This is a genomic window from Alkalibacterium sp., assembly GCF_046484155.1.
Classification (GTDB): domain Bacteria; phylum Bacillota; class Bacilli; order Lactobacillales; family Carnobacteriaceae_A; genus Alkalibacterium.
The window spans coordinates 1-25,410 of record NZ_JAWOBT010000025.1 but is presented as its reverse complement, the minus strand read 5'-3'; the positions used below and the strand labels follow the sequence as shown (position 1 = coordinate 25,410).

At 38.9% G+C, this 25,410-nt stretch carries 25 protein-coding genes; 21 read left to right on the top strand and 4 right to left on the bottom strand.

Features of this window, described 5'->3' with window-relative positions; all coding sequences use genetic code 11:
• Positions 1-92: 92 nt before the first annotated feature.
• The 15 genes from R6U02_RS02065 to R6U02_RS01995 all read left to right on the top strand — a co-directional run bounded on the left by R6U02_RS02065 (position 93) and on the right by R6U02_RS01995 (position 15,408).
• Entirely contained in the window at positions 93-1,067 is a 975-nt protein-coding gene (locus R6U02_RS02065) for a carbohydrate ABC transporter permease (RefSeq protein WP_410261972.1), read from the top strand.
• A 3-nt stretch (positions 1,068-1,070) separates the two neighbouring features.
• A complete protein-coding gene (locus R6U02_RS02060) occupies positions 1,071-1,919 on the top strand; it encodes a carbohydrate ABC transporter permease (protein ID WP_410261971.1) in 849 nt (282 codons plus the stop codon).
• A gap of 262 nt (positions 1,920-2,181) precedes the next feature.
• Positions 2,182-2,961: a MurR/RpiR family transcriptional regulator gene (locus tag R6U02_RS02055; protein WP_410261970.1), complete on the top strand. Its 780-nt coding sequence runs from the start codon at positions 2,182-2,184 to the stop codon at positions 2,959-2,961.
• A 253-nt stretch (positions 2,962-3,214) separates the two neighbouring features.
• Positions 3,215-4,804, top strand: a complete 1,590-nt coding sequence (locus tag R6U02_RS02050) for a PTS transporter subunit EIIC (RefSeq protein WP_410261969.1) — start codon at positions 3,215-3,217, stop codon at positions 4,802-4,804.
• Between the two features lie 31 nt (positions 4,805-4,835).
• Positions 4,836-6,161 carry a 6-phospho-alpha-glucosidase gene (locus R6U02_RS02045; RefSeq protein WP_410261968.1) on the top strand — a complete coding sequence of 442 codons (1,326 nt, stop codon included), beginning with the start codon at positions 4,836-4,838 and terminating at the stop codon, positions 6,159-6,161.
• A gap of 77 nt (positions 6,162-6,238) precedes the next feature.
• The gene (gnd, locus tag R6U02_RS02040; protein ID WP_410261967.1) at positions 6,239-7,168 is read left to right on the top strand and encodes a phosphogluconate dehydrogenase (NAD(+)-dependent, decarboxylating); all 930 of its coding nucleotides are present in this window, start codon (positions 6,239-6,241) and stop codon (positions 7,166-7,168) included.
• 8 nt (positions 7,169-7,176) lie between these two features.
• The gene (locus R6U02_RS02035; RefSeq protein WP_410261973.1) at positions 7,177-8,652 is read left to right on the top strand and encodes a gluconokinase; all 1,476 of its coding nucleotides are present in this window, start codon (positions 7,177-7,179) and stop codon (positions 8,650-8,652) included.
• 25 nt (positions 8,653-8,677) lie between these two features.
• Positions 8,678-8,884, top strand: a complete 207-nt coding sequence (locus tag R6U02_RS02030; protein ID WP_410261966.1) for a hypothetical protein — start codon at positions 8,678-8,680, stop codon at positions 8,882-8,884.
• Between the two features lie 141 nt (positions 8,885-9,025).
• Positions 9,026-10,006 carry a LacI family DNA-binding transcriptional regulator gene (locus R6U02_RS02025; RefSeq protein WP_410261965.1) on the top strand — a complete coding sequence of 327 codons (981 nt, stop codon included), beginning with the start codon at positions 9,026-9,028 and terminating at the stop codon, positions 10,004-10,006.
• A complete protein-coding gene (gene rbsK, locus R6U02_RS02020) occupies positions 10,007-10,912 on the top strand; it encodes a ribokinase (RefSeq protein ID WP_410261964.1) in 906 nt (301 codons plus the stop codon). It begins immediately after the preceding gene.
• Entirely contained in the window at positions 10,887-11,282 is a 396-nt protein-coding gene (gene rbsD / locus R6U02_RS02015) for a D-ribose pyranase (protein WP_410261963.1), read from the top strand. Before rbsK ends, rbsD begins: the two co-directional genes overlap by 26 nt.
• Before the next feature lie 12 nt (positions 11,283-11,294).
• The gene (locus R6U02_RS02010; protein ID WP_410261962.1) at positions 11,295-12,779 is read left to right on the top strand and encodes a sugar ABC transporter ATP-binding protein; all 1,485 of its coding nucleotides are present in this window, start codon (positions 11,295-11,297) and stop codon (positions 12,777-12,779) included.
• Positions 12,776-13,744, top strand: a complete 969-nt coding sequence (locus R6U02_RS02005) for an ABC transporter permease (protein ID WP_410261961.1) — start codon at positions 12,776-12,778, stop codon at positions 13,742-13,744. Before R6U02_RS02010 ends, R6U02_RS02005 begins: the two co-directional genes overlap by 4 nt.
• Before the next feature lie 45 nt (positions 13,745-13,789).
• Positions 13,790-14,731, top strand: coding sequence for a D-ribose ABC transporter substrate-binding protein (locus tag R6U02_RS02000; RefSeq protein WP_410261960.1), 942 nt, complete (start codon positions 13,790-13,792; stop codon positions 14,729-14,731).
• 200 nt (positions 14,732-14,931) lie between these two features.
• Positions 14,932-15,408 (top strand): YrhK family protein, encoded by a 477-nt coding sequence (locus R6U02_RS01995; protein WP_410261959.1) that lies wholly within the window; start codon positions 14,932-14,934, stop codon positions 15,406-15,408.
• A 62-nt stretch (positions 15,409-15,470) separates the two neighbouring features.
• Here R6U02_RS01995 and spx read toward each other — a convergent pair whose 3' ends face one another.
• On the bottom strand, positions 15,471-15,881 hold the full coding sequence (spx, locus tag R6U02_RS01990; RefSeq protein WP_410261958.1) for a transcriptional regulator Spx: 411 nt from the start codon (positions 15,879-15,881) through the stop codon (positions 15,471-15,473).
• A gap of 291 nt (positions 15,882-16,172) precedes the next feature.
• Between spx and R6U02_RS01985 the strand changes: the two genes are divergently transcribed.
• The 4 genes from R6U02_RS01985 to R6U02_RS01970 all read left to right on the top strand — a co-directional run bounded on the left by R6U02_RS01985 (position 16,173) and on the right by R6U02_RS01970 (position 20,168).
• On the top strand, positions 16,173-17,084 hold the full coding sequence (locus R6U02_RS01985) for an aldo/keto reductase family oxidoreductase (protein ID WP_410261957.1): 912 nt from the start codon (positions 16,173-16,175) through the stop codon (positions 17,082-17,084).
• An 88-nt stretch (positions 17,085-17,172) separates the two neighbouring features.
• Positions 17,173-17,475 carry a phasin family protein gene (locus R6U02_RS01980; RefSeq protein ID WP_410261956.1) on the top strand — a complete coding sequence of 101 codons (303 nt, stop codon included), beginning with the start codon at positions 17,173-17,175 and terminating at the stop codon, positions 17,473-17,475.
• 67 nt (positions 17,476-17,542) lie between these two features.
• Positions 17,543-19,138 (top strand): ABC1 kinase family protein, encoded by a 1,596-nt coding sequence (locus R6U02_RS01975; protein ID WP_410261955.1) that lies wholly within the window; start codon positions 17,543-17,545, stop codon positions 19,136-19,138.
• A 43-nt stretch (positions 19,139-19,181) separates the two neighbouring features.
• On the top strand, positions 19,182-20,168 hold the full coding sequence (locus tag R6U02_RS01970; protein WP_410261954.1) for an aromatic acid exporter family protein: 987 nt from the start codon (positions 19,182-19,184) through the stop codon (positions 20,166-20,168).
• A gap of 69 nt (positions 20,169-20,237) precedes the next feature.
• Here the strand turns inward: R6U02_RS01970 and R6U02_RS01965 are convergent, their stop codons facing one another.
• The 3 genes from R6U02_RS01965 to R6U02_RS01955 are packed head-to-tail and all read right to left on the bottom strand — an operon-like array spanning position 20,238 to position 22,267.
• A complete protein-coding gene (locus R6U02_RS01965) occupies positions 20,238-20,654 on the bottom strand; it encodes a hypothetical protein (RefSeq protein ID WP_410261953.1) in 417 nt (138 codons plus the stop codon).
• Positions 20,655-20,659: 5 nt separating this feature from the next.
• Positions 20,660-21,649: a flotillin-like protein FloA gene (floA, locus tag R6U02_RS01960; protein ID WP_410261952.1), complete on the bottom strand. Its 990-nt coding sequence runs from the start codon at positions 21,647-21,649 to the stop codon at positions 20,660-20,662.
• A gap of 15 nt (positions 21,650-21,664) precedes the next feature.
• Positions 21,665-22,267: an NfeD family protein gene (locus R6U02_RS01955; protein ID WP_410261951.1), complete on the bottom strand. Its 603-nt coding sequence runs from the start codon at positions 22,265-22,267 to the stop codon at positions 21,665-21,667.
• 248 nt (positions 22,268-22,515) lie between these two features.
• On the opposite strand from R6U02_RS01955, the gene glgB reads away from it, so the two are divergent.
• Entirely contained in the window at positions 22,516-24,429 is a 1,914-nt protein-coding gene (glgB, locus tag R6U02_RS01950; protein ID WP_410261950.1) for a 1,4-alpha-glucan branching protein GlgB, read from the top strand.
• Between the two features lie 77 nt (positions 24,430-24,506).
• A partial coding sequence (locus tag R6U02_RS01945; protein WP_410261949.1) for a glucose-1-phosphate adenylyltransferase occupies positions 24,507-25,410 on the top strand: 904 nt, incomplete at its 3' end.

Below are 25,410 nucleotides of genomic sequence, written 5' to 3'. Positions count from 1 at the left end.
ATAAAAGTGTAGCACAAGGAGAGTGCAGCTGAACGCTTCTATTCCTAAGAAGTGTTCACTGCCCTTTCTCCACTACATGGAAAGGGGATATTATGGCGATATCATCAGACGCTACAACAGAAAGCAAAACAGCGACTAAAAGACCTAAACATCTGGCCAAACGAAAAGATGCTAATAAATGGGGATACATTTTTGTCGCACCATTTTTTATATTTTTCCTGATTTTTAACTTTTACCCGATGTTTTATACGATTTACTTATCTTTTACCGATCTAGCCGGTTGGGCAACTGAAGCGAATTTTGTTGGGTTCCAGAATTTCGAAAGACTTTATAATAACCAATTATTCAGAAATTCGGTGTTTAACACGATGATTCTTTGGTTAATCAACTTTTTCCCGCAGATCATACTAGCCTTCATACTGGCCTACTGGTTTACGAATAGACGAATGAATTTAAAGGCGACTGGGTTTTTCAAAAGTATGTTTTACCTACCTAATATCATAACAGCCGCATCGGTAGCTTTGATATTCAGTTCATTATTCAGCTACCCACGTGGGCCATTAAACTTAATCATGCTGGATTGGGGACTGATTAGTTCACCAGTAGATTTCTTCAGAAGTGTTTTAGGTACGCGTTTAATTGTATCGTTTATTCAGTTCTGGATGTGGTATGGACAGACAACAATCGTTCTTCAGGCAGGTATTCTGGGAATTGACGAGAATCTGTTCGACGCTGCACGTGTAGATGGCGCAACAGACTGGCAGTCATTTACAAAAATTACAATGCCCTTGATGAAACCTATAACATTATATGTTTTAGTTACATCTCTTATTGGGGGTCTTCAAATATTCGATATCCCTTATCTGTTAACGGGGGGAGGACCAGCTCAATCAGTTGAGACCATGATGATCTTTATTTACAAACAAGCTTTCCAAGGTGGAAGAAACTTGAATGTTGCTTCAACAGCATCAGTATTCCTCCTTATTATGACATCAATCTTGAGCTTGATTATCTTTAACAGTTTCCGAGACAAAAAAACTACAAAAACAGTGAAAGGAGTGAAATAGAATATGTACGAAGAAGGTAATCAAAAAAAATTAAAAATACAGCGAACTCTGATATATGTATTCTTTGCTCTTTTGACACTGTTGAGTATTATACCTTTTTGGGTCGTCATTGTTAATTCAACGCGATCAGCTCCTGAAATTCAACAAGGACTGTCTCTTATTCCAAGTGACTCAGCCTGGTCTAACTGGACACATCTAAGAGATCAGGGGTTTAATATATTCCAAGGGTATGGAAACTCATTCTTTATCGCGGCAAGTGCGACGATTTTAAGTTTATATTTCTCGTCGCTGACAGCCTATGCTTTTATCGTGTACGACTTTAAAGGTAAAAAGTTTATATGGGGAATCATTCTCTTATTGATCATGATTCCGACACAGGTAAGTATCATCGGTTTTTATAAATTCATGGCTAACTTAGGCTTGTTGAATAACTATATTCCATTGATATTACCTTCCATAGCTAGTGCACCGACAGTTTTCTTCATGAAGCAATATCTGGAAACCATCTATCATCCAGCATTAGTGGACTCAGCGCGTGTTGATGGGGCGAGTGAAATTTTCATCTTCCATGCAATTATATTGCCGTTGATGCGTCCGGCATTGGCAACGATGGCTATTTTTTCATTCATTGCATCATGGAACAACTTCTTACTACCATTAATTTTAATTAATGATCGTTCAATGTATACACTACCCATGTTAGTTCAGCTATTGACAACAGACGGATATAGAACTGAATTTGGAGCCATGTATATGGGGATTACACTCTCCGTTGTACCATTACTCTTTCTTTATGCGTTCCTATCTCGTTACATTATCGGTGGGGTCACCGCAGGTAGTATTAAACAGTGACAGTTTATTTAGAGAACTAGGCTCAGATTATGAGATGTTGAAGGAACTTAAACGGTGTTTAAGTTCCTTTTTTGTGCACGTGAAATGAACGACAACTTAGTGGTTATAGTGAAAATATTGGCTTTATCATGAATTAAGGCAGAATTATTAAAAATGATGCGAAAAGAGTTCTATCTGTTATCAATGATCTTTATAATATACCTTTTATTCTTCGGAATTTTCGTTATACTAATGATGAGAATGAAAAAAGGAGAAGATAAATGTGTTCGATATCGCTAAGTTAACACAAGGCAAAGAGCTATCAGAGTTAGATCAGCAATTACTTACTTATATTTTGGAACACATGGATTGTGTGCTTCAAAAAGGTGTACGTCAAATCGCTAAGGATAATTACACATCTCCGGCAAGTGTCATTCGGTTATCAAAAAAATTAGGCTACACCGGATTTATTGATTTGTATTACCATTTATTACCACTGGTCAATGCCGGAAATGACACCGATAAAACAAAAGAAGTGGATTTTTTTGAACTTGAGCGTTCGTTAGTCTTGCAGCATAATTCAATAGAAGACATGGATGCATTTATTGAAAATGTACTGCATTTAAATGGTAAGGTCATTTTCATTTATGCAGCAGGCTTTTCTGCAATCACAGCAGAATATCTATATAAAAAATTGTTGCTTCTGGGAAAACAAGTGATTATTGCAACCTCGCTCGATTCAGTGGGTGTTTTGGAAAATAATCTAAAGAATATCGGAGCCTTTGTAGCGATTTCTAAATCGGGCGAAACGCAAGGTGTCTTAGACAAAATGCATACTGCTAAAAAAGCAGGAGTGTATACTGTTTCCTTTACAAAAGAAACGTCTAACCGTTTAAGCGAACACAGTGATCTGAACTTCAAAATTACTGATAAACATAAATTGGATGACCGAAATTTGTTGCCAAACACCTTTTTTCCTTTCACTTTATTATTGATTGAGTATCTACTCAGTGGCTATTTAAAAGGAATTAATGAAGTAGAAGATTACTCAGAAGTGGAATGATTTTAAAGACATAATGCTGGTGGCTATGTTGATATTTGTTATTCACCGAGGTACAGCATATTTTCTAAAAGCTGTTAAATCACGGATAGTGTTATCAATGATGTCTGGAAAATCCAATAAATACGTTGCTTTTTATTTTTTTGAAACGTGTTTCGTCTTGGCGAAACACGTTTTTTCTTGTTATGAAAGCCTTTTATTGAGGGCGAGTTATCGCTACACTTAGATTAACTTAAAAATATTGGAGGGAAAGAAAATGAAAGAAAGAATAATGGATACGATGCAAAAATTTTCCAAAGCAATGTTTATACCCGTTTTGATCTTACCGATTGCAGGGATTTTGATTGCGATAGGGAATTTATTTACCAACGCACGTTTACTGGAAGTTGTTCCGTTTTTAGATAATCCAGTTACAACTGGTTTTGGAACGATTCTGTCCGGGTCGCTTGTTTCAATTTTAGTCAATTTAGGCTTAGTCTTTTCTGTCGGGTTAGCTGTCGGGCTAGCCAATAAGAAAAAATCAGAAGCTGGATTCATTGCTTTACTCGGCTACCTGGTCTTTATCAATGCGATGAATGGCTATATGGGCATTCAAGGAATGTTGATTGAAGGAAACCTTCAGGGTACCGGACAAACGATGGTACTCGGCGTACAAATACTGGATATGGGAGTATTCCTTGGGATTTTCTTAGGGATCGTCACAGCGCTTGTACATAACCGCTTTGCTGATAAAGAATTCAACAACGCCTTCCAGATCTACGGCGGATCCCGCTTTGTATTTATCGTGTTGATCCCAGTTGTCGTTCTGTTAGCCATCTTATTTACAAGTATTTGGCCATTTTTCCAGTCCGGCATTAGCAGTTTAGGAATCTTGATCAACCAAAGTGGAAACTTCGGATTATTCTTATACGGTGCACTGGAACGGTTACTTATCCCAACTGGTTTGCATCACTTAGTGTATACACCCTTCTTATACACCGAATTAGGTGGTATTGCTGAAGTGGGTGGGGAAATATTTGAAGGTGCTCGTAATATCTACTTTGCAGAAATTGCCAATGCTGATGGCGGCTTATTGGCCCCTAGTGTCATTTGGGATGCTCGCGGAATCTCTAAAATGTTTGGTCTGATCGGTGCGTGTTTGGCTATGTATCATCAAGCTAAACCAGAAAACAAAGCAAAAGCACGTGCAATCTTGATTCCTGCTGCAGTGACTTCTTTCATTGCCGGAGTAACCGAACCTATCGAATTTGCCTTTATGTTTGTGGCTCCTTTGCTTTTCGTCGTCCATGCAGGTCTGAGTGGATTAAGTATGGTCGTCTTGAATCTGCTTAATGTTCGTGCTATTGGTCCTAATGGATTCATAGACTTCTTGCTATACAATGTCCCTCTAGGAATAGAACGTACAGGTTGGCCAATGTATATTCTTGTAGGTCTCATGTTCTTTGCAATCTACTATTTCTTATTCCGTTTCTTGATCTCCATGTTTAATTATAAAACGATTGGACGAGAAGATGAGGGTGGGGAAACACGTTTATATTCGAAAAAAGATTATCAAGAAAAACAAGCTCAAGGTAGCGAACCCGCAAGCGATTTAGGACTGGCGCAAACCATTATTGCTGCACTTGGTGGGGATGATAACATCCAGACCGTGAATAATTGCTACTCTCGCCTACGCTTAACTTTGCTGGATCCAGATAAGGTCAATGAAGGACTCTTAACAGGCGAGACAGGAGCCAGCGGAGTTATGAAAAGAGGCCAAAATGTTCAAGTGGTATATGGCTTGCAAGTAAATAAAATCCGCAAAGCAGTCGACACAGTATTGAATCGTGAACCTGTAGAAGAATAAAGGAAATAAAAAAAGTGAGGATGAAATATTTATGAAAAAGTTTTCTGTAGTCATTGCCGGTGGTGGTAGCACGTTTACGCCAGGAATCGTCATGATGATGCTGGACAATATGGACCGTTTTCCGATGCGTGAATTGGTTTTGTATGATAATGATAAAGAACGTCAAGCGGAATTAGGGGAAGCCTTAGAAATTTTGCTGAAAGAACAAGCACCAGACCTGAAATTCTCTTATACGACCGATCCAAAAGAGGCGTTCAGCGACAAGGATTTCTGTATGGCTCATATTCGTGTCGGGAAATACGCTATGCGAGAAAAAGATGAGAAGATTCCTCTGCGACATGGTGTCGTTGGACAAGAAACGTGTGGACCCGGTGGGATCGCTTATGGTATGCGCAGCATTACGGGGATGATGGAAATCATAGATCATATGGAAACATATTCGCCGGATTGCTGGATGTTAAATTATTCCAATCCAGCAGCCATTGTGGCAGAAGCGTGTCGTGTCTTACGTCCCGATTCTAAAGTCTTGAATATTTGTGATATGCCGGTGGGAACTTTGCGCAGAATGTCTCAGATCATTGAAAAAAATCCGGAAGATTTAGAAGTGCGTTATTTTGGATTGAATCATTTTGGCTGGTGGACAAGTGTCAAAGACAAAGAAGGACATGAATATATCGATCAAATTCGTGAGTATGTTGCGGAAAATGGCTACTTGACAAAAGTCGAAGTGGATAAGCAGCATATGGATGAGAGCTGGCAAGAAACACACAAGAAAGCAAAAGACATATTAGCAGTCAATCCGCATTATTTACCGAATACGTACTTGAAATATTACCTGTATCCTGACTATGAAGTGGCCCATTCCAACGCGGATTATACGCGCGCCAATGAAGTCATGAATGGCCGTGAAAAAGAGGTCTTTACGGCTGCTCGCAATATCATCAAAAAAGGAACGGCCGTAGAGGGTGGGTTCCATATCGATAGTCACGCATCCTTTATCGTTGATTTGGCACGTGCCATCGCCTTTAATACCCATGAACGGATGTTGATGATCGTTGAAAATAACGGTGCGATTGCGAATTTTCCAGATGATGCCATGGTGGAAGTGCCGTGTATCGTAGGAAACGACGGTCCGGAACCACTAACCCAAGGGAAAATACCTGCATTTGAAAAAGCGCTGATGTTCCAACAGGTGACAGTAGAAAAACTGGTGGTCGAAGCTTATATCGAAGGTAGTTACCTGAAATTATGGCAGGCGCTGACATTATCGAAAACTATTCCGAGTGCGAAAGTGGCTAAAGACATTCTAGATGATTTGATCGAAGCCAACAAAAATTACTGGCCAGAATTACATTAATAGTTCATCTGTCGAGTGAAGATGAACCGATGAAAGAAAATAAAAGGTAGGGTCGGAAATTTTCCGACCCTATACTTATGAAAAAAATCAAGGAGGCAGAATCAATGGAGATAGGAATAATCGGATTAGGCAAGATGGGATTGAATTTAGCAGAAAATATGGTGGATCAAGGGTATACGGTATATGGAATGGATGTGAATCCTTCGCTTAAAGACAAAGTAAATGCTAAAGGTATTCAGTTTGCTGAATCGATAGAAGAATTACTGTCTGATTTTTCTAATCAAAAAACAATCTGGATGATGTTACCGGCCGGTGAAATTACGGAAGCCATTTTTCAAAAAATAAAACAGCATTTAAGTCCTGGAGACCGTATTATTGATGGTGGGAATGCTCATTTTGAAGATTCGAAGCGTCGTGGAGCCGAGTGTGAAGAAAAAAGTCTGCACTTTTTTGACGTAGGAACTTCTGGCGGGGTTTCTGGTGCGCGAAGTGGCGCATGTATGATGATTGGCGGTGACGCAGAAGCATTCGCTGAAATCGAAGAAATTTTTGCGGCTGTGAATGTGGCCGATGGTTATTTGTATACGGGTCCAAGTGGTAGCGGCCATTATTTGAAAATGGTTCATAATGGTGTAGAATATGGGATGATGCAATCAATAGGAGAAGGCTTCAATGTATTGCAGCATGCTGAATATGATTTTGATATGGGAAAAGTAGCTAAAGTCTGGAACAACGGATCTGTCATCCGCAGCTGGCTAATGGAATTAGCCTTTGACTTCTTGACTGAAAATGCGCGCTTGGATGACATTGAAGGCGTTATTCATTCATCAGGAGAAGGACAATGGACGGTCCAAGAAGCTATGAAAATGCAAGTCCCGGTTCCTGTTATAGCGCAATCATTGATGGTGCGGTATTCTTCAATGGACAAAGAAAAATATGGAGAAAAAGTAGCTGCTTCCTTGCGTAATGGGTTTGGAGGTCATGCTGTCGTCAAGAAGGAGGACTAAACGTGCAGATGCAATTTAGAATTGGAATGGATATTGGAACAACGAGTACAAAAGCGGTCTTGTATGATGGAGTTTTTGCTGTAAGAGACTCAGCAGCTCAAACTTATCCCACTATACGCGCAGAAGAAGGGATGGCCGAACAAGATCCCAAAGTGATTTTTAAAGCAGTAATAGCCGTCCTTCAAACACTGCTTAATCGAAATGAAGTCATTCGTAATCAAATTAAATCTGTGTCTTTTTCCAGTGCTATGCATAGTTTGATGCTTGTTTCAGGTGATGGAAAACCGCTGACTAATGTCTATACATGGGCAGATAATCGCTCGAATGCGACTTTGAAACTGACGCGCGAAGAGTCAGATTTAAATTGGATCTACCAACGAACGGGAACGCCGATTCACTCGATGTCTCCGCTAAGTAAACTGTTGTGGTTAAAAAAGGAACATCCAGTTTTGCTGGCGAAAGCGGAACGAATCGTCGGAATCAAAGAGTACATCACTTATCAATTAACAGGTGAATGGAAAATCGACTATTCCCTTGCTTCAGCGACCGGTCTATTTAATCTCAAGAAGTTGGATTGGGATCAAGATATATTAGACTTTGTCGGCGTGAATCGGAAAGCTTTCTCTGATCCCGTCGATACGAATTTTGTTTTCACTCGAAAAGTGGAAGAAACCTACGCTAAAGCCGCCCTTTCTCTACAAACAAACCTTGTTATTGGAGCGAGCGATGGTTGTCTAGCTAACTTGGGACTAGATGCAGTCGGTCAAAATGAAGTCGCGATGACGATTGGAACCAGTGGCGCTTTGCGAATGGTTAATGACCATATCGTTTTGGATCCAGAAGGTCGCACGTTTTGTTATTACTTAGCGAAAGACAAATGGGTCGTCGGAGGGGCTGTTAACAATGGGGGCAACGCCTTTGAATGGATAGCGAACATTTTTTCTGCGGATTACAAAAGCTTAAATGAAATGGCTGGAAAAATTTCTCCCGGGGCAGACGGCTTGCTCTTCTATCCTTACTTAAATGGCGAACGAGCACCACTATGGGATGCCTCTGTTCAAGCTCATTTCATTGGGATCGATGCCATTCACACAAAAGACCACTTCGTTCGTGCTGTAATGGAGGGTGTACTATTCAATTTAGCAGAAGTGCTCGATATATTGGAAACCTTTGGCGGGCAATCAAAATGTTTAAAAGTTACCGGTGGTTTTTTACATTCATCTTTATGGAAACAAATGGCGGCAGATATTTTCAACAAAACTCTGACGCTATCGCCACAATTTGAAAGCTCTTGTTTGGGAGCTGTATTAGTTGGCGAGCCATACGATGCGGAGCTGCTTGAAACCTTAGAGGCGAAAGAGGAAGAAGTGGTGCCTGATGAAATGACTTCGGAAAAATATAAAGAAACATTTGAACTTTATCAGGCATTATCTAAACCAATTAAAGAAATGCATGCGATAAGAGAATTTTATCGGAAGAAATAACCGTAAATAAAAAGGGGTTTCCGCGATGAAAAGCGGGAAACCTTTTTTTGTACTGAAAAATTTAATAGGGATGATCGATCGCGTTGCTCGTTCGAAGAAAAATAAAGAACTGGAACCCAAACGATATGTAGACACATATCGTTTGGGTTCTTTTAAGTTAACGACTGTCCAGGTGAAAACCAATGCTCTGTCTAAGTTTCGTAATTTTCTAATAGGATTTTTGCTATTTTAAATAAAAACGCTTGCATTATTCAGAGAGTATGATATTATGAATCTGTAATCGGTTACACATTCTGTATTGCCAATGTTTACAGGTATATATAAAGCGGTCAGTAATTGATAAAATGAGATAGACTTAGAGTAGGTGAAAGTTATGGTAACAATTAAAGAGGTTGCGAAACATGCTGGAGTATCTGTTGCAACTGTGTCTCGTGCATTAAATAAAAATGGATATGTGAGCGAGAAAGCTCGGAAAAAAGTAGAAGCCTCCATCAAAGAATTAAACTATTACCCTAATGAAGTGGCGCGCTCATTGTTCCAGAAAACGTCTAAGATGATCGGACTGTTGTTGCCGGATATTTCTAACCCCTATTTCCCTTTACTTATGAAAGGAATCGAAGAAAGCGCCCGTGAGAATGGGTACAGCGTGATTCTAGGTAATGTGGAAGAAGGCAGTAAAGCGGGGGATAATTACATGACATTATTCGCCCAGCAAAATGTAGCAGGCGTCTTATCCGCTGTCGAAGGAACACTTAGTAATAATCATCCGATGCCTATCGTTATGCTTGACCGGGTGCTAGAAGGAGATGACTATGCAGTCTATACCAACGACGTAAAGGGTGGCATTCTAGCTGCTCAAGCTATTATTGATCGGAAACCTGGCAAAGTACTAATTATTGCAGGACCTAAATCAGTCCCTGGAGCAATTGACCGCTTACTTGGTATCTTATCCGTATTGAATCCAACAGACGTTGAATATGAAATTTTTGAAACAGGATCGTATACGATTGAAGAAGCAAAAACGACTGCCGAAGACATTTTCGATTTATATGGAAAGATGGATAGCATCATCGCAAGTAATGATCTGTTTGCTCTGGCCGTAATGAAAGAAGCACAGCAGAGAGGCTACCAGATCCCACGAGATATTCAAGTGATTGGATATGATAATATTCCATTTAGTCAATTAGTATATCCGGGATTAACCACGATATCTCAGCCGGCTTTTCAAGCAGGTTATCAAGCTGCGGACTTGTTAGTTCGCCGAATCAGGAAAGATAACATAAGCAACAAACGAATAAAGTTGGATCCTGAACTCGTCGTTCGAGATTCTTTAAGAGAAAGCGAGGAGTATTGAATGGTAAAGATCACAGTAGTAGGTAGTATTTCAACGGATTTTGTCATTGAAACAGACAAACGTCCGCAAATAGGTGAAACAGTCGAAGGGAAAAACTTTTCTACTGCCTTTGGAGGTAAGGGAGCGAACCAGGCGGTAGCTGCGGCTCGCTTAGGTGCCGAAGTGTTTATGGTAGGGACAGTAGGAAACGATACATTTGCAGAAGAGCTTAAACGAAACTTAAAAGAAAACAAAATTTTTTTAAACAATGTGGAACGGGTTACACATCTGCCCTCTGGTTCGGCAGTCATTACGATTCAAGATGGGGATAACGCCATTATCTATATTCCGGGAGCAAATAACGCATTAACACCCGAACGCATTGCTATGTTGCGAGAAGATTTGAAAATGAGCGATTTGGTTGTTGTTCAAAATGAAGTTCCGGTAGATGCAATCGAAGAATTGGTTAATGTCTGCACGGAACTGGATGTTCCTGTGTTATACAATCCCGCGCCTGCAAGAAAACTGAGTGCCGAAGCTATTGAAAAGGTACGCTTTATCACTCCGAATGAAACTGAATTTTCTGTATTATTCCCGGGCGAAAAAATGGAAGAAGTACTGGCAAGGTATCCTGACAAACTACTAGTAACAGCAGGTTCCGAAGGCGTGTATTATCATGACGGCACAAAAGTGAAGCTGGTTCCAGCAAATAAAGTGGTGCCAGTCGACACTACGGGTGCAGGGGATACGTTCAACGGTGCATTTGCAGTCGCTTGGTCAAATGGATTATCGATAGAAGAAAGCATTCGGTTTGGCAATTTAGCGGCCTCGCTATCCATTCAGAAGATGGGTGCCCAAACCGGCATTCCAACCCTAGATGAAATGAAAGGAAGCAAGAAGTATGAAAAAAAATGGCATCTTAAATAGTGAAATCAGTAAGGTATTGGCCGATTTAGGACATACCGATCAAATAATGATTGGAGATTGCGGCTTGCCTGTTCCTGAGAATGTTAAAAAAATCGATTTGGCACTTGAAATTGGAGAACCCAAATTCATTCATGTCCTGGCAGTCTTGTTAAAAGAAATGCAAGTCGAGAAATACATGCTGGCACAAGAAATCAAAGAAAAAAATCCAGAACAATTAAAAGCCATCAACAAATTTATGGGTGATATAGAAATGGATTGGAATTCTCATGAAGAGTTGAAAGTACAATCTCAAAGAGTCAAAGCAATTATCAGAACAGGTGAAGCTACGCCGTATTCAAATATCATTTTACAAGCTGGCGTCATTTTTTAGGAGGTGAATGCATTGAAAATTCAAATGAAGGACATCGTAAAAAGCTTTGGTACCAACAAAGTTCTTTTAGGTGTCAACATAGATATAAAATCCGGTGAAGTACACGCCTTGATGGGTGAAAACGGAGCCGGGAAATCAACTTTGATGAACATCTTAACCGGTTTACACAAATATGATTCAGGAACCATTATCATCAACGGCGAAGAACGAACCTTTGAAAATCCGAAACGTGCAGAAGAAGAAGGTATCAGCTTTATTCACCAGGAAATGATTACATGGCCAGATTTAACGGTATTGGAAAACCTCTTTATGGGACGAGAGAAGAAAACTAGCTGGGGTTGGATAAAAACAAAAGAAATGCATGAAATAGCGAGTGAATTATTTAAAGACTTAGGCGTGAATATTGATTTAGACCGGGGTATGCGCACGTTATCCGTAGGTCAGCAACAACTAGTTGAAATCGCCAAATCATTGATGTCTAATGCGGAAGTTATTATCATGGATGAACCGACAGCGGCTTTGACGGACCGTGAAATTAAAGTCTTGTTTACTACAATCGAAAAATTAACAGCGAAGAATGTCGCAATTATTTATATTTCACACCGGATGGAAGAAATTTTTGCCATCAGTGACCGCATCACCGTCATGAGAGACGGAGTCAGCGTAGATACGGTACCAACTGCTGAGACAGATAAGGACGAAGTGGTCAGGAAAATGGTAGGACGCGACTTGGAAGATTACTATCCAGATATCGAAACAGAAAAGGGTAACATACTATTCGAAGTGAAAGACTTGAGTGACGGCAAAGTTTATAAAAACATCAATTTCCATGTTCGCCAAGGCGAAATTTTAGGAATTTCTGGACTAATGGGTGCCGGACGGACAGAAATTATGCGCGGTATTTTTGGTATCGATAAATTAACTTCCGGACAATTATTTTTAGATGGTAAAGAAATAGATGTGAAATCACCATATAATGCTATTGAACAAGGTCTTGGTTTTTTAACGGAGAACCGTAAAGAAGAAGGCTTGATTTTGAATGATTCTTTGATAGCAAACATTTCTTTACCCTCGATCGAAGAATTCAGTCACACTGGTTGGATCAATACCAAGGAAGAAAAAGATTTTGCGGAACTATTAATAAAACGTCTTACTGTAAAAACGGTAAGCGGGGAAGTTCCGGTGAAGACACTTTCTGGTGGGAATCAGCAAAAAGTCGTCTTAGCTAAATGGATCGGGGCGGGTTCCCGTGTTCTCATTTTGGATGAACCAACTCGAGGAGTCGATGTGGGTGCTAAACGTGAAATCTATATGCTAATGAAAGAATTAGCTGAACGAGGCGTAGGTATTATCATGGTATCAAGTGATTTACCTGAAATTATCGGGATCAGCGACCGTGTGATAGTTATCCACGAAGGACATGTAGCCGGTGAAATGGATAAGGCAGATTTTTCCGAAGAAAAAATCATGACGTTAGCGACAGGAGGATATAAATGAATACAGAAGCAAGTAACATAGAAAAGAAAAAAGAAAAACGTAGTGAAATGATACGGAAGTTAGGTCCATTCTTCGCTTTGATTGTATTGATGGTTTTTGTAACTATTTTGAATCCTAATTTTATTCAAATGGGAAATATTTTGAATTTGTTGCGACAAGTATCCATTAACGGCTTGATTGCCTTCGGGATGACGTTTGTCATCATTACAGGCGGGATCGATTTATCAGTCGGATCTACTTTAGCGTTGAGTGGTGCACTAGGTGCCGGTCTGATTGCAGGTGGCTGGAGCCCGGTTTTAGCAACACTTGCTGCTTTAGTTATCGGAGCTCTATTGGGTGCCGTGAATGGGACGTTGATTGCCAAAGGGAAAACCGCTCCTTTCATCGCAACCTTAGCGACGATGACCATTTATCGTGGTTTAACTTTAGTGTATACAGACGGAAATCCGATATCCGGAATCGGTGACAGCTTCTTCTTCCAATTTATCGGCAAAGGCTATCTCTTCGGTATTCCATTTCCAGTCATTTTAATGGCAATTGCTTTTGGAATTTTATATGTCATTTTACACAAGATGACATTCGGTCGAAAAACTTTTGCGATAGGAGGGAATGAGAATGCGGCTTATATAGCAGGGATAAAAAGTGATTGGATCAAAATTGCTGTTTACTCGATTTCTGGTTTGATGGCTTCCTTAGCTGGGTTGATTTTAACTTCACGTTTAAATTCAGCGCAACCAACCGCCGGTACGACTTACGAATTAGACGCTATCGCAGCTGTCGTTTTAGGTGGAACCAGCCTTTCTGGTGGACGTGGTCGATTGTTCGGAACGCTCGTTGGGGCACTCATCATTGGGACATTGAACAACGGCCTGAATTTGATCGGCGTTTCCAGTTTTTATCAACAAGTGGTTAAAGGAATCGTCATCATTATTGCTGTCTTGTTAGACCGTAAGAGTGATAAATAAAAAAATGATTAACAAAATTATAAAAAATTATAGGAGGAAATAAAAATGAAAAAATTAGTCGCTTTGTTTAGTGTATCTGCATTATTTTTAGGAGCATGTGGTACAACCGGATTAGAAGGTAACGACACGGAAGATAGTGGTGAGGAAGGCATAGAAAGCGTGGAACGTGATGAAATGGTCGTCGGATTATCGCTTTCTACTTTAAACAATCCGTTCTTCGTTTCATTACAAGAAGGTGTTGTGAATACTGCTGAAGCAGAAGGGACAGATGTACGTACTGTCGATGCACAAGATGATACAGCCAAGCAATTGAACGACGTCAATGACTTGATTCAACAAGGTGTAGATATTTTACTCATAAATCCAGTTGATTCTGCAGCGATTGAACCGGCAATTGATTCAGCAAACAATGCAGGGATACCCGTTATCACTATCGACCGTTCAAGTGAAGGTGGAGAAGTGGTCACGTTAGTCGCTTCTAACAACGTAGAAGGCGGAGAAATGGCTGCCCAGCACATTATCGATCTAGTTGGTGAAGGGGCAGCAACCGTTCAGCTGGAAGGCGTACCTGGAGCTTCCGCTACTCGTGAACGTGGAGAAGGGTTTATGAACGTTGCTGAAGACGGATTGGACGTTGTCGACAGTCAAACAGCTAATTTCAACCGTTCAGAAGGGTTAACTGTTATGGAAAACATGCTGCAAAGTAATTCTGATGTTGAAGCGATCTTTGCACAAAATGATGAAATGGCATTAGGTGCGATCGAAGCAATTGAAGCTGCCGGATTAGCGGAAGATATTGTAGTTATTGGGTTTGATGGAAACGATGATGCTCTAGTTGCCGTAGAAGAAGGACGTATGGATGCAACCATTGCACAACAACCAGATGAGATGGGCCGGATTGCAATGGAAACAGCTTATGAATATTTTGAGGGTGAAGAAATTGATGAATACATTGCATCACCTCTAGAGCTAATAACGAATGAATAATTAACAAGTTTAAACAGAGTAGTCACGAAAAGAAGAACTCGGATTTTCCGAGTTCTTCTTTTTGTGTGTTTATATTAGTGACCAAACGCTGGAGGTAATGTCCTGATTGCAAAAAGGAACGAAGCAAGTTATATATAATGACTTGCTTCGTTCTCTTTGTTATTCTATAAATAAGTAGTTTATTGAAAGGTGAAGAAATAATGAAACATAAAATGCCTCATAAATCTCATAGACCTCATAGACCTCAAGTCGAGACAAAAAAACATGATGTCGATCCTGGTAAAGATTCAGATGTGATTGTAAAAGTCGGGAGATTTCGCTTATATTTTCAAAATTACTATATGATTATTTCTCTAACTAACGATTTAGTTACGGGCGTTCTGTATTTATCAGGCAGCCTGGTTCACGCGTTCACGGACCTTGAACGAGTGGGGATGTATTTGTATATTTTTGCTAGTTTTTTCCTGCTCATGAGACCGATATTAAAAATTACACACAGTGTCTTCTTCTACAAGGAAAAAGATTACAGAGAACAAGTATTAGGTGAGGATGATGAGAAGGAAGAATTAAGTGAAAAAGATAAGCCAACGGATGGAGTCGAAGCAAAGACCAATGAAGTGAGAATTAATGATGAAGATAGTGAGAACGGGACAGAACAGAACAGAAGAAATAGATAGAGGCTAGAACAGTTACTATTACGAAAAAGAAGGAGTAGATGTTTTAATCTACTCCTTCTTTTTTACGCTGAGTCGTCAACAGCTAGTTGACGATGGATTTCAGCAAGTTCAATTTCTCGAACTTTTCGTGGCAGGAAACATCTAATCTCTTCCTCATTGTATCCAATCTGTAGGCGTCTATCATCTAAAATAATGGGACGACGAATCAAACTCGGTTGTGAAGTGAATAATTCTAATAACTCATTCATAGATAAGTCCTCGATATCAACCGTTAAAGATTGAAACGCTTGTGAACGGTAAGAGATTAATTCGCTGGTACCTTCTTCTGTTAAACTAAGTATCTGCTTGATTTCGTACTTAGTTAAGGGTTCATGGAAAATGTTTTTTTCGTTAAAGGGTAAAGCCTGTTCTTCTAACCATGTTTTAGCTTTTCGGCAAGATGTACAACTTGGAGATACGTATAATGTAATCATAAGTTATGACTCCTTTCAAAAGTCTCATTGAGAGTGTATGTACACAGTTTGAGATAATTAGGATAGTGTGAACAATTTGTTACAATTCCTATTTTAAATAGTTTTAAAAAAAAAGCAATAGAGTTCGACACTTTTTCGTCACATTTACATTAATTTAAAATAAGTAATCTTTTTGTCATATTTTCGTCACATTTGTATTAAAGTGTTAGGTCTCTCTATTTGTGTAATTTTAGCATTATCCAAATAAAGAGTGTACAATGAAAGTATATTAATAATTTTGGAGGGTTCGTTGTGAAAAAAATTAAATTAGGTCAATCGGATTTAAAGGTTTCTGAAATCGCTTTAGGGTGCATGCGTATGGATAAGTTAAACATTGAAGATGCAGCTAAAGTAATCGAAACTGCTTATAATGAAGGTATAAATTTTTATGATCATGCCGATATATACGGTAAAGGGGAATCTGAGAAGCGTTTTTCAGAAGCTTTAAAGAAAACCTCGATAAAAAGAGAAGATATATTATTACAGTCAAAAGTAGGTATTCGCTCTGGCTTTTATGATTTTTCTAAAGAACACATCATTAGTTCAGTAGAAAACATACTCGATCGACTAGATACAGACTATTTAGATGTTCTTCTTCTCCATCGTCCAGATGCTTTAGTCGATCCAGAAGAAGTGGCAGAAGCTTTTGATGAATTATACTCATCAGGTAAAGTCAAGCATTTTGGCGTAAGTAATCATAGCCCGCTTCAAATTGAACTATTAAAAAAATATATAAAACAAGATTTAATAGCCAATCAACTTCAGTTTAGTGTGATGCATACAGGTATGGTTGATGCGGGCGTAAATGTAAACACTAAAAACGAAAATTCTATTGATCATGACCGCGCTATATTAGATTACAGTCGTCTCAATGATATGACCGTTCAACCATGGTCACCTGTTCACGGTGAGAAGGGTGTCTTTTTGAATAATCCGGAGTATCAAGAAGTGAATGACAAACTGACAGAAGTAGGCGAAAAATACGGTTTAGATAATGAAGCCATGGCCATTGCCTGGTTACTCCGTCATCCGGCTGAAATGCAAGTCATTTTAGGAACGATGACACCAAAAAGAATAAAAAATTATTCGAAGGCATCAGGAGTAACTATTACCCGTGAAGAATGGTACAGCATTTATCGAGCTGCAGGGAATATTGTACCTTAATACGGTTTGTTTCTATTGTTTTAAAAGTCTGACATCAGAAGAAATGAATGATATAATACAAGTGTAAATTAACGAAAGGGGTTTTAATATGTTAGAAGATATCAGAAAAGCATTGTTGATTGGAGTCGGATCTACCGCTATAGCATTTGATAAAGCTGTTGAACAAGTAGATAAACTAGTCAGTCGTGGAAAGCTGACCGTGTCTGAGGGAAAAAAATTAACGGAAGAATTGATACAAAAGAAAAACAGCACCCTAACTTCGGAAGATAAGGAAACACTCGAGGCAGTGCTGCTGGAAATGAATGTGGCTCAAAGACAAGACATAGATGATTTAGAAGAAAAAGTAAAAGAACTGGAAAGAAAATTAGACAATAAATCTACTGATGCATAAGGTTGGTGGTGTTGATCATATCCTTGGTCAGCACCTCCTTTTTTTCTTTTAGAAAGGAGGCAAGTTAATGAAAAGTAACCGGGAACGTTTAACAGAAATCGCTAGTGTTTTGGCGTCTTACGGCTTCGGTCATATTTACCGGACACGAGTAAGAACAAAACATAAAGAACAGGATGCAACAAACTTGCGTTTAGCTTTTGAAGAACTTGGACCGAGTTTCATTAAAATTGGTCAAATCATATCCACACGACAAGATTTATTGCCTCCGAGTTACATAAGAGAAATGTCCAAGTTGAGAGACGATGCACCTCCTTTTGATTATTCTGAAATAGAGAGGATATTCGAAGAGGATTTCAATGAACCACTGTCAGATGTTTTTGAATGGGTCAATGAAATACCAATAGCCAGTGCATCTGTTGCGCAAGTCCACAAAGCCCAGATGTTATCTGGAGAAGCAGTCGTCATCAAGGTTCAACGACCAGAAATCGAAGAAAATCTACTTCGCGATATTCAATTGTTTTCGCGTATTGTTTCTATGGCTCCTGAAGCAGTCAAGGAAATGCTGTTAGACGTTGAAGCGGCAGTTAAAGAGATTGAAGAGACGACAAAAAGAGAACTGGACTTTAGAAATGAAGCGCAGGCACTCATTAAATTCAAACGACTAAATACTGAAATTGACGCTGTAGCAGTTCCAACGCCTTATTTAGCATACACGTCCAAGCGTGTTCTCGTTGAGGATCATGTGGAAGGGATCAGAGGTCTAAATCTTCAGGAAATAAGAAAAGAAGGCTATGTAAAAAAAGATATAGCAGAAAAACTAGTCTATTCGTTTTTATCTCAAGTATTTAAAGATGGGTATTTTCATGGAGATCCACATCCAGGGAATATCATTCTTCGGAACAAACAAATCGTTTTCATCGATTTTGGGATAATTGGAGAGTTATCGGCAACTGTAAAAAATGATTTAATCAAAATGATGCGAGCCATTGTTTTTGAAGATATCGACCAGTTAATGAATTTATTACTTCAGATGGCTATTACTAAAGAGAAGATAGACCGGTTTGCCTTTTCAGAAGATCTGCATGATTTTTATCAGTCCTATGTCTCTAAAAGTTTTGGTCAAATAAACTTGAGTATCTTCTTTTCAGATGTCCTGCATGTTACACGTAAATATAAAATGGTCATGCCCAATGATTTCATTTTGCTGGCAAAATCATTGACCATAATTGAAGGTGTCGTAAGTGAGTTGTATCCTGATATAAATATTATGGAAATTGCATCGAATTATATCAAAGCAAGCGACGATATAAAAGTACTCGATTCATTTTCTGCTGAAAAATTAAAACTCAATGCGTATCAATTAGCAACAGATTCGATTAAGTTACCTTCTTCAATCAAACGTGCTATAGACACGGTTAATAACGGTCGACTTATGTTGCACATTGATTTAGTTCACTTTGAATCAAAGTGGCGTGAATTAAATAAAATGGTGAACCGGTTAGTATTTGCTGTCATTATTGCGGCTCTTATTTTAGCGTCATCGATAATTTTTGTGATGGCGGAAGCTACAGGCGTCTCGCTCTTTGCCATTATTATATTTATTGGAGCAGGAATAATGGGGTTGTGGCTACTGATATCGATTATCAAATCAGGGACGTTATGACGAAGGCAATCAGAATAAATCCTTTAACATATATATAAAGTAAATGACTGAGAAGGAGAGGAGCTCAAGTTGCATGACTATCAAGATTAAAACGATAAAAATGGTCTTGGCCACATTTATTTCAATACTTATCGCTCAAGCATTGAATCTGGAATATCCATTTGCGGCGGGTATCATAGCAATTTTGAGCGTCTTGGATACCAAACAGGAATCTATAGCAACTGCCTTTGCGCGGTTAGGTTCAACAATTTTAGCGTTTCTTGTCGCTTCTGTTGTTTTTTATCTGCTAGGTTTTTCAGTCATATCTTTCAGTTTATATTTGCTGGTTTATGTACCGATTGCCTATCGCTTTGATCTTCAGTCAGGTATTGCACCATGTTCCGTTCTTGTGACGCATTTTGTCACTGCTGAAAGTATTGCCATCCATTGGCAGGTGAACGGATTGTTAATAATGGCTATTGGGGTAATTGTGGCTGTTGGATTTAATTTATGGATGCCCTCTTACGAGAAAGATCTTAATCAAAAGATTATTTTAATTGAAGAAGAATTACGTGAGTTTTTAGGATTATTTCATTCTTACTTACTCAAAAAAACGGACCAGAGTTCCCTTGAAAGAAAAGCTCGTAAATTAACAGAGTTGCTGAATGAGACAGAAAAAACTGCCCTTATGGATTATGAAAACCACATAACCAATAAAAATGATTATTACATTCGGTACACTCAAATGAGAAAACGGCAGTTAGATTTATCAAAAGTGATGATTAACAATATAACTACTGTAAAACTTGAAACAGAGCAAAATGAGGTGCTGGCGCATTTATTTAATGAAATTGCTGATCAGCTACACGAAAAAAATACAGGCTTGACGTTACTTGAACATATTTGCACCTTGTACCGTTATTTTAGAGAATCTGAATTACCGAAAACAAGAGATGAATTTGAAAGTCGAGCGACACTATTTCAAATTTTAAGAGATATTGAACGTTTTATTGAAATCAAAAGAGATTTCTTTGTTTCTTCATCCGGATAAAAAAAGGCTACAAACAGAGTTTTATTGACAACACTAGTCAATGTCTCTTGTTTGTAGCCTTTTTATTATTTATTCATCACGCATGGATACAGGTTTGTCCAGTATTTCTTTATAAATAATCGCCTGTTTTAAACGCTTTTTGCTTAATAAAGTGGATACCACTTTATTCTCCGTAGCCTGATATGGATCTTTTATCGTAACTACATCTTTGATCATTTCTTTGTTTTGTTGACGTATTGAATCTCTTGCTCTAGGTGTTCGTGTGTATCTATCTTCACGAACAGGACGCTTGTTTTTTGTTGCCGGTTTCTGTTCGTTGCGTTTCGTTGTCTCAACCTCGCGCAAAGGAGCATCCATCTTACTTGGATCTATTCGCTTTTCTTGAGTATTAGCTCTTTTAGTAACTTTGGTTAATAAAGAGGCAACTGACGTAACGATAATAAAAAATATAAACAATTGAATGAGCCATACAAATAGTAAATCCATAGTGATCACTCTTCTTCTTTAGTTGACTGACCAGATATAGATGTTCTCATTTCTGTGTCAGCATTTACATTCTTCATTTTGTAGTAATCCATAACACCCATGTTTCCACTTCTTAGGGCTTCTGACATAGCAAGAGGGACTTCGGCTTCGGCTTCGACCACTTTTGCCCGCATTTTTTGAGTTTCGGCGCGCATTTCCTGTTCTTGAGCAATCGCCATTGAGCGACGTTCTTCAGCTTTAGCTTGGGCAATATTTTTGTCTGCTTCGGCTTGTTCCGTTTGAAGTTTGGCTCCAATATTTCGGCCGACGTCAACGTCTGCGATATCAATGGATAGTATTTCAAAAGCAGTTCCGGCATCTAAACCTTTACCTAAAACTGTTTGAGAAATCATATCTGGATTTTCCAGAACATCGGAATGTTTATCAGCGGAACCGACGGTCGTAACGACACCTTCACCAACACGAGCGATGATTGTATCTTCACCTGCACCACCAACTAAACGTTCGATATTCGCTCTAACTGTAACTTTCGCTTTAGCAATAATTTCGATACCGTCTTTAGCAACTGCTGCAATATCGGGAGTCACGATGACTTTTGGAGTAACCGACATTTGAACAGCTTCAAACACATTTCTACCAGCTAAATCGATTGCTGCAGCCTTTATAAATCCTAGATCGATATCAGCACGGTGAGAAGCGATGAGTGCATCAATAACTAGATTGACATTTCCTCCTGCCAAATAATGCGCTTCTAAATCATTCACAGAAAGATCAAGTCCAGCTTTAGTAGCTTTGATCAGCGGACGAATGATCGAATGGGGAGTAACTTGACGCAAACGCATACCGATCAAGGTACCAATACTGACTTTTACGCCTGAGAAGTACGCTGTGACCCATAACCCCACAGGTACAAATCGAAGGAAGACACTTATCAGTACTAATATTATTGCTGCGGTTATAATAACCCCTATATATCCATTACTTATTAAATCCATAGTCATTTCTCCTGTCTATTTTTTTCTTACCGTTATTTTTGTTCCTTTGACTCTGTCTACAATTACTGGTGTTCCTTTGGAAATGTGACCATCGGTACTTAATACGTCATATAAAGTTGGATCATCATCAAAAGTCACTTTACCAGATGGGCGAAGAGCAGTAGCAGCTATACCTTCAGCATCAACAGCTATTCTTCCTTTTCCAACCGTTTCATCAGTCTTTGTACTTTGTATATTAGTCTGTAAAACAAGTTTATTGACGTTCGACAAAGAGTAGCCATTCTTGATGAGATAAATGATCACACCGGCCGTAATAACGACAGATAAACTTAAATCTCTAACCGTCTGTCCTAAATCTCCGATTGTCAGATATAAACCTAATATCAGCAAGATCACTCCAATGATACCTGCTATACCAAATTCTGGTACAAATATTTCGAAGACAATGAGCAATAAACCGGCAGTAAATAAAACGATCGGCAACCATGTTTCAGTTCCAATGAAATGAAAGTAGGCAGCCATACTAATCAGCGCTAAGCCTGCACCACTTTTGAAAAAGGGTGTGAGAATAGCGATAACAATACCTATAAACCCTAAACCTAGCAGTAATCCTTCCATATAAATGAATCCTCCTTTCTACGTTTTCGTTAACAATCTTACATGGTCATCATACCATTTTACAAAAGGGTTGTCATCGGTCTGAGGTCGGATTAAAGAATCATTATAAAAAAATCTTTGAAAACTATTCACAAGAGTAAAAATTTGGTGTAGTATGTTTAATAAGTTACAATAATGTTATTAAAGGTTTTATTAAAATCTTGTATGTGCAAGATTTGTAAGCGATGTTTTCACTGAGGGGGATATTAATGAGTGAAGGAAAAGAAAAGTTAGAATATAATGATAATGACTTGGAATCTTTTTATCTTTTTAACGAAGGGACACAATACGATAGTTATACTACTATGGGTTGTAAAAAAGTTGAAAATGGATACGTGTTTACTGTCTGGGCGCCTCAAGCGCAAGCTGTTTACTTAGTCGGGGATTTCAACGAGTGGACCGAATTAGATGAGATGCATAAAGTTGGAGATACGGGGATCTTTACTTTAAAAGACCCTAGACCTAAACAAGGCGAGTGTTACAAGTATAAAATTATCCAGGCAGACGGAACGGTTGCTTATAAAATCGATCCATATGCCTATCAATTTGAAGTCAGACCCAATGATGCATCAGTCGTGCGGGATTTACCAAATAAATCTTGGAAAGACGGCTTGTGGATGGCCAATCGAAAGAGGTTTGAAATTTACAATCGTCCTCTTAATATTTATGAAGTACATTTAAGCTCCTGGAAACATCACTCAGATGGTTCCTGGTATACGATTTCAGAATTGAAAGATGAGCTGATTCCATATGTAAAAGAGATGGGTTACACACATATTGAATTTATGCCTTTAATGGAACACCCACTTGATGCAAGTTGGGGATATCAGGCAACAGGATTCTATGGCCTATCTTCTAAATTTGGTACAATTGAAGAATTTCAAGAATTAGTAGAAATGGCTCACCAGGAAAATATCGGCGTCATCATGGACTGGGTGCCAGGACACTTTAACCGCAATGCTTACGGTCTTGCTTATTATGATGGCACGCCCCAATTTGAATACAGCGATCCTAATCAAGCCAATAATAATCGATGGGGAACGTTAAACTTTGATTTAGGAAAGAATCAAGTCCGTAGTTATCTGATATCCAATGCTTTATTCTGGATAGAACAGTTTCACTTGGATGGTTTAAGAGTGGACGCTGTCAGCAATATGCTTTACTTAGATTATGATCTTGGGGACTGGACACCGAATGATGAAGGAACAAACATCAATAAAGCCGGTGTGGAATTTGTCCAGTTACTGAATAAAAAGGTTTTTGAAAGACATCCCGACGTATTAATGATGGCTGAAGAAAGTACGGCTTGGCCAAAAGTGACACATCCCGTGCACGAAGGCGGCTTGGGCTTCAATTACAAATGGAATATGGGATGGATGAACGATACACTTCGTTTCTTTGAAATGGATCCATTGTTTAGAAAAAACCACTTCAATTTGATTACATTTTCGTTTATGTATACGTTCAATGAAAATTATGTCTTACCATTTTCTCATGATGAAGTTGTCCATGGTAAAAAATCGATGATGCACAAAATGTTTGGTGATCGTTATAACCAATTCGCAGGGCTAAGAACCGTCGACACATACCGAATGATGCACCCGGGTAAAAAACTGCAATTTATGGGAGCAGAATTCGGGCAATTTCTAGAGTGGCGGTTTGCCGAGGGGTTGGAATGGGATAGTTTAAATGACTCAATGAATGCCAAACACTTAGAGTTTTCGAAGCAGTTGAATGCTTTTTATAGGGAACATCGGGCATTGTGGGAAGTGGATCATCGTCCTGAAGGCACTGAAATTTTACAAGCAGATAATGCTGAGGAAGCTCTATTGTATTTCATCCGAAACGGAAATAAACCAAGAGATTTTCTTGTAGTGCTATGCAATTTCGTACCGGTTGAAAGACAAAGTGTAAAAGTTGGCGTTCCTTATAAAGGTCAGTACGAAGTAGTCTGGAATACAGAATGGCAATCATTAGGAGGAACGTGGACAGATACTCAAGGTGTTTTAAAAACAAATGAGGAATCAGTACATGGGAAAGATCATTCACTGGAACTGATTTTACCTGCATTAAGCGTTGTAGTACTTAAACCCAAACGCGTGTATGGCGTACCGAAAGACTAAAAATATACAGCAATGAGAGTTAAAAAAAAACCAGTTATAAGGAGGGAAGGAAGGTCGATAGACACTTCCGAAGTAGAATGAAAACTGAAACAGTCGCAATGATTTTAGCTGGAGGGCAAGGATCGAGACTAGGAAAGCTGACAAAGCAAATAGCTAAGCCAGCTGTACCTTTTGGTGGTAATTACCGAATTATAGATTTTGCTTTATCGAATTGTGCAAATTCCGGATTTAATACTGTAGGTGTGGTCACTCAGTATCAGCCTCTTATACTGAATAATCATGTAGGGGACGGATCGAGCTGGGGATTAGACAGACATAACGGAGAAGCAACCATTTTACAACCTTACTCCAGTATGGAAGGTGAAAAGTTCTTTAAAGGGACGGCTCATGCTGTATATCAAAATATCGATTTTATAGACCAGAAAAATCCTGATTATGTGGTCATTCTTTCAGGGGATCATATTTATAAAATGGATTATCAAAAAATGCTGGATTATCATAAAAAGCAGAAAGCTTCACTTACTGTAGGGGTTATGCCGGTGCCGTGGGAAGATGCCTCAAGATTCGGCGTAATGAACACGGATAAAACGGATCGGATTATTGAATTTCAGGAAAAACCGGAAAAACCTAAGTCGAACTTAGCTTCTATGGGTATTTATATATTCGACTGGCAAACATTGAAAAAATATCTCGTCGATAATCAAGCAAAAGATAGACAGTTAACCGACTTTGGGCACAATGTTATTCCTACTTACCTGAGAAACAATGAATCTATCTATGCCTATTCTTTTGAGGGGTATTGGAAAGATGTAGGGACCATCGAAAGTCTCTGGAGTGCTAATATGGAATTTTTGGATCCTAATCATGACCTTAATATTAGAGATAGAAACTGGCGCGTTTATTCTAAAAATCCCAATACGACACCTCAGTTTTTAACACCTTCTGCAAAAGTGAAGGATTCAATGATTACAGACGGTTGTT